Origin of the sequence: Streptomyces sp. E2N166 (assembly GCF_003671715.1) — a bacterium.
Taxonomy (GTDB): Bacteria; Actinomycetota; Actinomycetes; order Streptomycetales; family Streptomycetaceae; genus Streptomyces; species Streptomyces thinghirensis.
In genome coordinates this window covers 1,039,296-1,046,978 of the sequence record NZ_RAIF01000012.1, presented here as the reverse complement: position 1 = coordinate 1,046,978, position 7,683 = coordinate 1,039,296, and the positions used below count along the sequence as shown (strand labels likewise).

The following is a 7,683-nucleotide window of genomic DNA, read 5'->3' as shown; positions in this document are numbered from 1 at the left end:
GGGCCGGGGCTGCGCAGGTACGGCGGGCAGGGCGGGCGCGCCGGTGCCCGGCGGTGGCGCCGCGCTGCCCTTCGGCGGTCGAGTCACTGCTGACCTCCCCCATGGTCATCCGTCGCCGCAAGTATCCCTGCCCGTGCCGACATTCGCACCGGCCTTCACCCGATCTTGGTCCGATCCAGGTGCAACGCACCACCCCTGCCCATGAATACGCCACCGGAACCGGTTCGGTTCCCCGATCCGGGCTCCGCGGGGCCAGTGCGGGGTCCGGGCCTGGAACCGGAACCGGGCCGGACTCGGGCCCGGCCGACCGGGCCCGGACCCGGACCCGGGCCAGGACCCGGGCCAGGACCCGGACCGGGACCGGGACTCGGACTTGGCCCGGACCCGGACCCGGACCCGGACCCGGGCCAGGACCCGGGCCAGGACCCGGGCCAGGACCCGGGCCAGGACCCGGGCCAGGACCCGGGCCAGGACCCGGACCCGGACCCGGACCCGGACCGGGACCGGGACTCGGACTTGGCCCGGACCCGGACCAGGGCCCGGGCCTGGACTCGGACTTGGGCCGGGCCGGGCGCGGGGCGGGCTCGGATCCAGGTCTGGCCCGGACCAAGGCCCGGATGGGGCCGGTGCTGGGTCCGGACCGGATCCGGGCTGCACCGGGCCCCGGCCGGAGTCAGGACCCGGGCGCGAGCCGAGACTCCCGACGCAGGCGCGGGCGCGGGCGCGAGCCGGGGCTCCGGGCCCGGCCCGGACCGGGCACCGGTGCGGCCGTCGGGTCTCGGGCTCGTGGGGTCTCAGGCGGCGAAGTGTGCCCGGACCCGTGTGCGGGCCCCGGTGGGTGCCCCCGCTCGGTCGAGTCCGAGGAGGGCCGCGCCCAGGACGGGGCGTGCCGTCACCACTCGGGGTATGGCCCTGGGGGCGCGGGACGTCAGCAGTTGTCGTATTCGGTCGTCGAGTTGCGGGTGCCGTGCCGCCAGTACGCTGCCGCCCAGGAGGACCGGCGTCTCCTCCGCGAGCAGGTCCAGCCGGGTCAGCGCGACCGTGGCCATGGCCACCACCTCGTCGGCCTGCCGGTCGACGACCGTCCGGGCGAGCGGGTCGCCGTCCGCCGCCGTGGCGAAGAGCACGGGGGTCAGTTCATGGCGCCGGACCGGTTCGATGTGCCGCAGGTGCAGGGCCTCGATGAGGGCGTACATCGAGCCGAGCCCGAAATGGGCCGGCAGGGTGCGGGCCAGTTCCGTGGGCTCTCCGCGCCCGTCCTCCGCCCGCGCCGCGTGCCACAGCGCCTCCTCGGCCAGCCCCCAGCCGCCGCCCCAGTCGCCGGAGAGGCGTCCGACGGCCGGGAAGCGGGCGGTGCGGCCGTCGGGGCGCATGCCCACGCAGTTGACGCCGGCCCCGCACACGACGGCGACACCGAGAGGTTCGTCGACGCCCGCCCGCAGGAGGGCGAACGTGTCGTTGCGCACGTCCACGCTCGTGCCCCACGCGCGCGCGTCCAGCGCGGCGGTCAGCCGCTCCTCCTCCACGGGCAGGTCGGCGTTGGCCAGGCATGCCGAGACGTGCTCGACGGAGGTGACGCCGGCCGCGGTGAAGGCCCGCGTCACCGCCTCCGCCAGTGCGTCCACGGCCCGCTCGACGCCCACGGCCGGCGGCCGGAAGGCGCCGCCGCGGGCCGTGGCGAGGACCTCCCCGTCGGCCGTCACCACGGCCACGTCGGTCTTGCTGTTGCCCGCGTCGACGGCGAGCAGGCTCGCGGTCAGGCCCACGCCAGGTGCTCCCGGTTGTGTGCGATCAGCCGGTCGGTGAGCCGCTCGGCGTACGCGTACTGGCCGACGAGGGGGTGGGCGAGCAGCGCCCGGAACACCCGGTCCCGGCCGCCGCGCAGGGCCGCGTCCAGGGCCAGGTCCTCGTACGCCGTCACGTTCGCCATCGGACCGGCGTACAGCGGGTCCACGGCCGGCACCGGCAGGGGAGCGGCGCCCTCGCCGCTCACCGCGGCCGGCACCTCGATCACCGCGTCGTCGGGGAGGAAGGGCAGCGTGCCCCGGTTGTACGTGTTCACCACCTGGTGCGGGGAGCCGGCACCGCCGAGCAGGGCCGCGGCCAGGTCCACGGCCGCCTCCGAGTAGTAGGCGCCGCCCCGCTTCGCCAGCAGGGCGGGCTTCTCGTCCAGGGCCGGATCGCCGTACATCTCCAGCAGCCGCCGCTCCATCTCCGCCACCTCGGCGGCCCGGGAGGGCTTGGTGCGCAACTCGTCGACGACCTCGTCGTGCGCGTAGTAGTAGCGCAGGTAGTACGAGGGGACGACGCCCAGGCGGTCGAGGAGCGGCCGGGGCAGGCGGAGGTCGGCGGCGACCGCGTCCCCGTGCTCGGCCAGCAGCCGGGGCAGGACATCCTCGCCCCCGGGGCCGCCGAGGCGGACGCCGGTCTCCCAGGTGAGGTGGTTGAGGCCCACGTGGTCCAGGTGGACGTCGGCGGGTGCCACCCCGAGGAGCGCGGCGAACTTGCGCTGCAGCCCGATCGCCACGTTGCACAGGCCGACCGCCCGGTGCCCGTCCCGGAGCAGCGCCCGGGTCACGATGCCGACCGGGTTGGTGAAGTCGATGATCCAGGCGTCCGGGCTGGCCCGGCGGACCCGCTCGGCGATGTCCAGCACCACCGGCACGGTGCGCAGCGCCTTGGCCAGGCCGCCCGCGCCGGTCGTCTCCTGGCCGACGCAGCCGCACTCCAGGGGCCAGGTCTCGTCCTGCTCACGGGCGGCCTGGCCGCCCACGCGGAGCTGGAGCAGTACGGCGTCGGCGCCGTCCACGGCCGCGTCCAGGTCGGAGGTGGTGACGACGCGGCCGCCGTGGCCCTGCTTGGCGAAGATGCGGCGGGCGAGGCCCCCTACCAACTCCAGCCGGTCCGCCGCAGGATCGACGAGGACGAGTTCCTCGACCGGCAGCGTGTCCCGCAACCGGGCGAAGCCGTCGACGAGTTCGGGCGTGTAGGTCGAGCCGCCGCCGACCACGGTGAGTTTCATGCAGTCATCAACCCTTTACTCCAGTCAGCGTGACGCCTTCGACGAACGCCTTCTGCGCGAAGAGGAACACGAGGATCACGGGGGCCATGACGAGCACGGTCGCCGCCATGGTGAGGTGGCGAACGACGACACCACGTCCGGGCGCGGGGTGCGCCTTCTCGAAACGGTCCACGTTCGCCTGTACGGCCTTCACCTCGGCGGGCGCGCTCCAGCCGTGCCAGAAGGTGATGGTCGTCTCGGCGTTCGGGTCGTCCGTGGCACCGGTGTTCCATGACGGATCTCCCTGGGGCAGGGGTGGGCGGGGCGGGGTGGGGAGGGCGTGAGCGTGGGTGTGGGCGTGGGGCGGGGTGCTTCAGCGCGAGGTGTCGAAGACCTCGTCGCGGGTGGTCGCCAGCGCGCACTCCAGCGCGCCGCGCAGGACGGGATGCTCGGTCACGTCACCGACGACGAGCCGGGGCCTGGACGCGGCCAGTTCCTCCAGCTCGTCCTGGACCAGGGCGCGCAGTGCCTCACCGCCCGCGGCGAGCGAGGTGCCGCTCAGGACCACCAGTTCGGGGTCCAGGACGGAGACGAGGGAGGCGAGACCGGTGGCCAGCCGGGTGGCGTACGTCCGGAGCAGGCGGCGGTGCGGGTCATTGTCGTCGTCGGTGTCGTCGGCGGCCCGCGCCGCCCGGGCGACGAGGGCGGCGGCGACCTCGTAGTGCGGCCCGGAGGGCACGGAAGTGAGGCCGAGCTCCCGGGCCAGACCGGCCAGGGCCTGGGAACCGGCCAGCTCCTGGAAGCCGCCGCTGCCCGTACGGCTGACCTTGCGGGCCAGCGGAGCGCCCGGCACCGGCAGGAACCCGACCTCGCCCGCGCCGCCGGTCCAGCCGCGGTGCAGCCGGCCGCCGAGCACCAGGGCGGCGCCCAGACCCTCCTGGTTCCACAGCAGGACGAAGTCCTCGTGGCCCCGGGCCGCGCCGAGGCGCTGCTCGGCCACGGCGGCGAGGTTCACGTCGTTCTCGTACTCGACCGGCATCGGCAGGGCGGCGGCGAGTTCACCGAGGAGGGCCGGGGAGTGCCAGCCGGGCAGGTGGGAGGCGTAGCGCAGCCGTCCGGTGCCCGGGTCGAAGGCGCCCGGGGTGCCGATGACGAGGCGGCGGACGTCGTCCCGGGCGAGTCCGGCGGCCTTCACCGCGCCGTCGAGCGCGTCGGTGACCTGCCGGACGACAGGGGTGGCGGCACGCCGGCCCGGGGTGGGCAGCTCGTGCCGGCCGACCGTGCGCCCCGTGACGTCGGCGACCGCGGCGAGGATGCGGTCCGGGGTGACGTCGAGCCCGGCGGCGTACGCGGCGGCCGGGTTGACCTCGTAGAGCTGGGCACCGGGGCCTGGGCGTCCCTCGGTCGTGCCGCCGGCCAGCACGAGCCCCGCCGCCTCCAGGCGGGCCAGCAGTTGGGAGGCGGTCGGCTTCGACAGGCCGGTGAGCTTGCCGATCCGGGTGCGGGACAGCGGGCCGTGCTCCAGCAGGAGGTCCAGGGCGGCCCGGTCGTTCATGGCGCGCAGGACGCGCGGGGTGCCCGGCGTGCCGGCGGTTCCTGCCATGCGTGTCCCCCCTGCCTCTCGACCGCTCGGTCTTTCAGTGTCCGGTGGAGGAAGTCCACCGGACGCGCGCCGTCGGGCGGTGAGCGGAGTCCGGAGCGCGAGTCTGTTAGGAAGGTTTCCTGTTCGGCGAGGAATGTAGAGCCGCCGTGGAGGAGGCGTCAAGAGAGCGTCCCCGAGGCGACGCAGTCGTTACCTCGGGGGCGGAAGGGGGCGCGCGGGCCGAACTTCTACTTGGTGGTGCTCGTCGGGGGGATCGGGGACGCCGCGACGGACTGCGGCGACACCGTGCTCGCGTACGCCGACGGCGCCGCGACGCCGGCCGTCGGGTCGGCGGCCGCGGCCGGCTGCCCCGGGATCTCGGGACCGCCGACGATCTGGATGTCGGCCGCGTCGAAGGCCCGCTTGATGCGCCAGCGCAGCTCGCGCTCGACGGTGAGGGACTTGCCGGGCATGGTCTTCGCGGAGACCCGGACCACCATCGAGTCGAGCAGTACGGAGTCCAGGCCGAGCACCTCGATCGGGCCCCAGAGCATCTCGTTCCAGGGCTCTTCCTTGCCCATCCGCTCGCCGACGGCGGCGATGGTCTCCTTCACCTTGTCCAGGTCCTCGTCGGAGCGGACGGTCACGTCCACCCCGGCCGTCGACCAGCCCTGGGAGAGGTTGCCGATCCGCTTGACCTCGCCGTTGCGGACGTACCAGATCTCGCCGTTGTCGCCGCGCAGCTTGGTCACCCGCAGCCCGACCTCGATGACCTCGCCGGAGGCCACGCCCGCGTCGATGCTGTCGCCGACCCCGTACTGGTCCTCCAGGATCATGAAGACGCCGGAGAGGAAGTCGGTCACCAGGTTGCGGGCGCCGAAGCCGATCGCCACGCCGGCGACACCGGCGGACGCGAGCAGCGGCGCGAGGTTGATCTGGAAGGTGCCCAGCACCATCAGGGCCGCGGTGCCGAGCACGACGAAGCTGGCTACCGAGCGCAGTACGGAGCCGATGGCCTCCGAGCGCTGACGGCGCCGCTCGGCGTTGACCAGCAGGCCGCTCAGCGCGGTGCTGGCTCCTGTTCCGACCCTGCGGTTCATCCGGTCTACCAGCTTGGTGATCGCCCGTCGCACCATCGCCCGGAGCACCACCGCTATCACCACGATCAGCAGTACCCGCAGCCCGATCGCGAGCCACGTCGACCAGTTCTCCTCGACCCAGCCGGCGGCGTTCGTCGCGCTCTTCTGGGCGTCCTGGAGCGAGGGCACCGCCGGGGCCGTCGGGGACGGCGACGGGGACGGCGACGAACCGGCGGCCGACAGGACGGCGGCGGACAGGGGCACGGCGGATACCTCCAGATGCGGCGACCCGTCCTCACCGGGCGGGGCCAGGGTCCGGTCCGAGGTCCGGTTTATGGTCCGGCCCGGGTCCGCTCCAAGGTCACGGAAAGGTCACTGGACGGGCAGAAGCACCACACTAACGGGGCACCGGGCGCGGATCGGCCCGAAACGGGTGGGAGAGACGGTACTCACCCGCGCTTGAACTGGTCACGGTCGTGGGGATGCATTCCGTGTGGTCGAAAACACTCCCAGCCCGTTACCGGGACATGGTGGCGCTTCCACCAGCCATGAGGGGAGACTGACTACGGATCGTCCCGGCGCGAGCCACGCGCCGCCGGCGTACAAGGAGGCATCCGTGCCGCATGTCCTGGTTCTCAACGCGTCGTACGAGCCACTCGGCGTCGTACCGCTCCGCCGCGCGCTCGTCCTCGTCCTGGAGAACAAGGCCGTATGCCTTGAGGAGTCCGGCGCCTATCTGCACAGCGCGACCGTCACCGTGCCCGCACCCAGCGTGGTCCGGCTCAAGCGATTCGTGCGGGTGCCCTACCGGGGGCCCGTCCCGCTCACCAGGCGGGCGCTCTTCGCGCGCGACGGGGGCCGCTGCATGTACTGCGGCGCCGTCGCCACCAGCGTCGACCACGTCATCCCGCGCAGTCGCGGGGGCCTGCACGCGTGGGACAACGTCGTGGCGTCCTGCCGCCGCTGCAACCACGTGAAGGCCGACCGGCACCTCGGCGAGATCGGCTGGCGCCTGCGCCACAAACCCGCCCCGCCCACCGGCCTGGCCTGGCGCATCATCGGCACGGGCCATAGGGACCCGCGCTGGCTGCCGTACTTGCAGCCGTACGGCGCGGAGGACGCCATGGCCCGGATCGACGGCATTTCCGCCTGACGGTCCGGGCCTTCGTGCACGCCGGGCCGGGTTGGCTCAGCGCACCCGGTGCTTCAGTGGCTCGGTGTCCAGCGCGCTGCCGGACCGGTGGGGAAGTTGCCGCAGGATCCAGCGGTGGTAGTGGGCGTTGTGGTCCCAGGGGTGAGCGGCGTTGAAGCGGTCGAGCGCCTGGAGGAGCCGATGAGCCGGTGGCGCCATGTCATTCCTCACGCGTGAACACTCATGCCCCGACTGTCCTCAAGCCCCTCATTTGAGCGCCCAAATGACAGTTACCCGCCGAGTGTTCACGTCCTTCGGTAAGGCCCCCGCCCTCGCCAGGACGCAGGTGCCCCTCTGCCCGTCTCGGGTCCGTCACGCGTACCGCAGCTCACCCGGCCGGACCGAGCGGCCCAGCAGTGGCAGCGCCGTCGCCGCCGACAGGAGGCAGGACGCGTACACCGCGGGCGCGACCAGCAGGGCGCTCCACGGTACCGAGCCGACGCCGGTCGCCGTGGAGTACCAGACGCCGACCGCCAGGCCCCCGGCGCCGGCCAGCAGCAGGGCGGGCGCGAGCGGGACGGCGGTTTCCAGCAGCAGGGCCCGGTTCAGGACCGTACGCGGCACTCCCGCCGCGACCTGGGCGGCCAGGGCACGGCGGCGGGCGGACAGGGACTCGGCGGTGCCCACGGCGAGGCCGGAGAGGGTGATCGCGAGGGCGACGAGGACGGCGGCACCGGTCAGGTCGAGGCCGGTGGTGTAGTAGTCCAGGCCGGCGCCGAGGTGCCACTCCCGGGAGCGCAGCTCGGTGAGCATCGCGTGCCGGACGCACAGGAACGCCGTACCGGCGACCGTCACCAGCAGGACCGCGGCGTGGGTGCGGGCCGGAGCC

Annotated in this window: 5 protein-coding genes and 3 pseudogenes; 1 reads left to right on the top strand and 7 read right to left on the bottom strand. The window is 74.0% G+C overall.

The features are described from left to right. Positions 1–794: 794 nt before the first annotated feature. From EBH09_RS12495 to EBH09_RS12470, 5 genes and pseudogenes are all read right to left on the bottom strand, one after another. Entirely contained in the window at positions 795–1,766 is a 972-nt protein-coding gene (locus EBH09_RS12495; RefSeq protein ID WP_121747038.1) for a BadF/BadG/BcrA/BcrD ATPase family protein, read from the bottom strand. Next, entirely contained in the window at positions 1,757–3,022 is a 1,266-nt protein-coding gene (locus EBH09_RS12490) for a 6-phospho-beta-glucosidase (protein ID WP_121747037.1), read from the bottom strand. Before EBH09_RS12490 ends, EBH09_RS12495 begins: the two co-directional genes overlap by 10 nt. Before the next feature lie 7 nt (positions 3,023–3,029). Beyond that, positions 3,030–3,140 (bottom strand): annotated as a pseudogene (locus tag EBH09_RS12485) (carbohydrate ABC transporter permease); the annotation flags it as partial. 234 nt (positions 3,141–3,374) lie between these two features. Continuing rightward, the gene (locus EBH09_RS12475) at positions 3,375–4,604 is read right to left on the bottom strand and encodes an ROK family transcriptional regulator (protein ID WP_121747036.1); all 1,230 of its coding nucleotides are present in this window, start codon (positions 4,602–4,604) and stop codon (positions 3,375–3,377) included. Positions 4,605–4,831: 227 nt separating this feature from the next. Continuing rightward, positions 4,832–5,926 carry a mechanosensitive ion channel family protein gene (locus EBH09_RS12470; RefSeq protein WP_121747035.1) on the bottom strand — a complete coding sequence of 365 codons (1,095 nt, stop codon included), beginning with the start codon at positions 5,924–5,926 and terminating at the stop codon, positions 4,832–4,834. 352 nt (positions 5,927–6,278) lie between these two features. On the opposite strand from EBH09_RS12470, the gene EBH09_RS12465 reads away from it, so the two are divergent. Next, positions 6,279–6,815 carry an HNH endonuclease gene (locus EBH09_RS12465; RefSeq protein WP_019325428.1) on the top strand — a complete coding sequence of 179 codons (537 nt, stop codon included), beginning with the start codon at positions 6,279–6,281 and terminating at the stop codon, positions 6,813–6,815. A gap of 66 nt (positions 6,816–6,881) precedes the next feature. Here the strand turns inward: EBH09_RS12465 and EBH09_RS12460 are convergent. Both EBH09_RS12460 and EBH09_RS12455 read right to left on the bottom strand, forming a co-directional pair. After that, positions 6,882–7,013, bottom strand: a pseudogene (locus EBH09_RS12460) (SAM-dependent methyltransferase); the annotation flags it as partial. A 153-nt stretch (positions 7,014–7,166) separates the two neighbouring features. Continuing rightward, positions 7,167–7,683: pseudogene (locus EBH09_RS12455) on the bottom strand (ABC transporter permease); the annotation flags it as partial.

What these genes read in the sequence shown, in the direction of transcription:
- EBH09_RS12490 (WP_121747037.1), bottom strand. Translation starts at nt 3,022, where the DNA reads ATGAAACTCACCGTGGTCGGCGGCGGCTCGACCTACACGCCCGAACTC.
- EBH09_RS12475 (WP_121747036.1), bottom strand. Translation starts at nt 4,604, where the DNA reads ATGGCAGGAACCGCCGGCACGCCGGGCACCCCGCGCGTCCTGCGCGCC.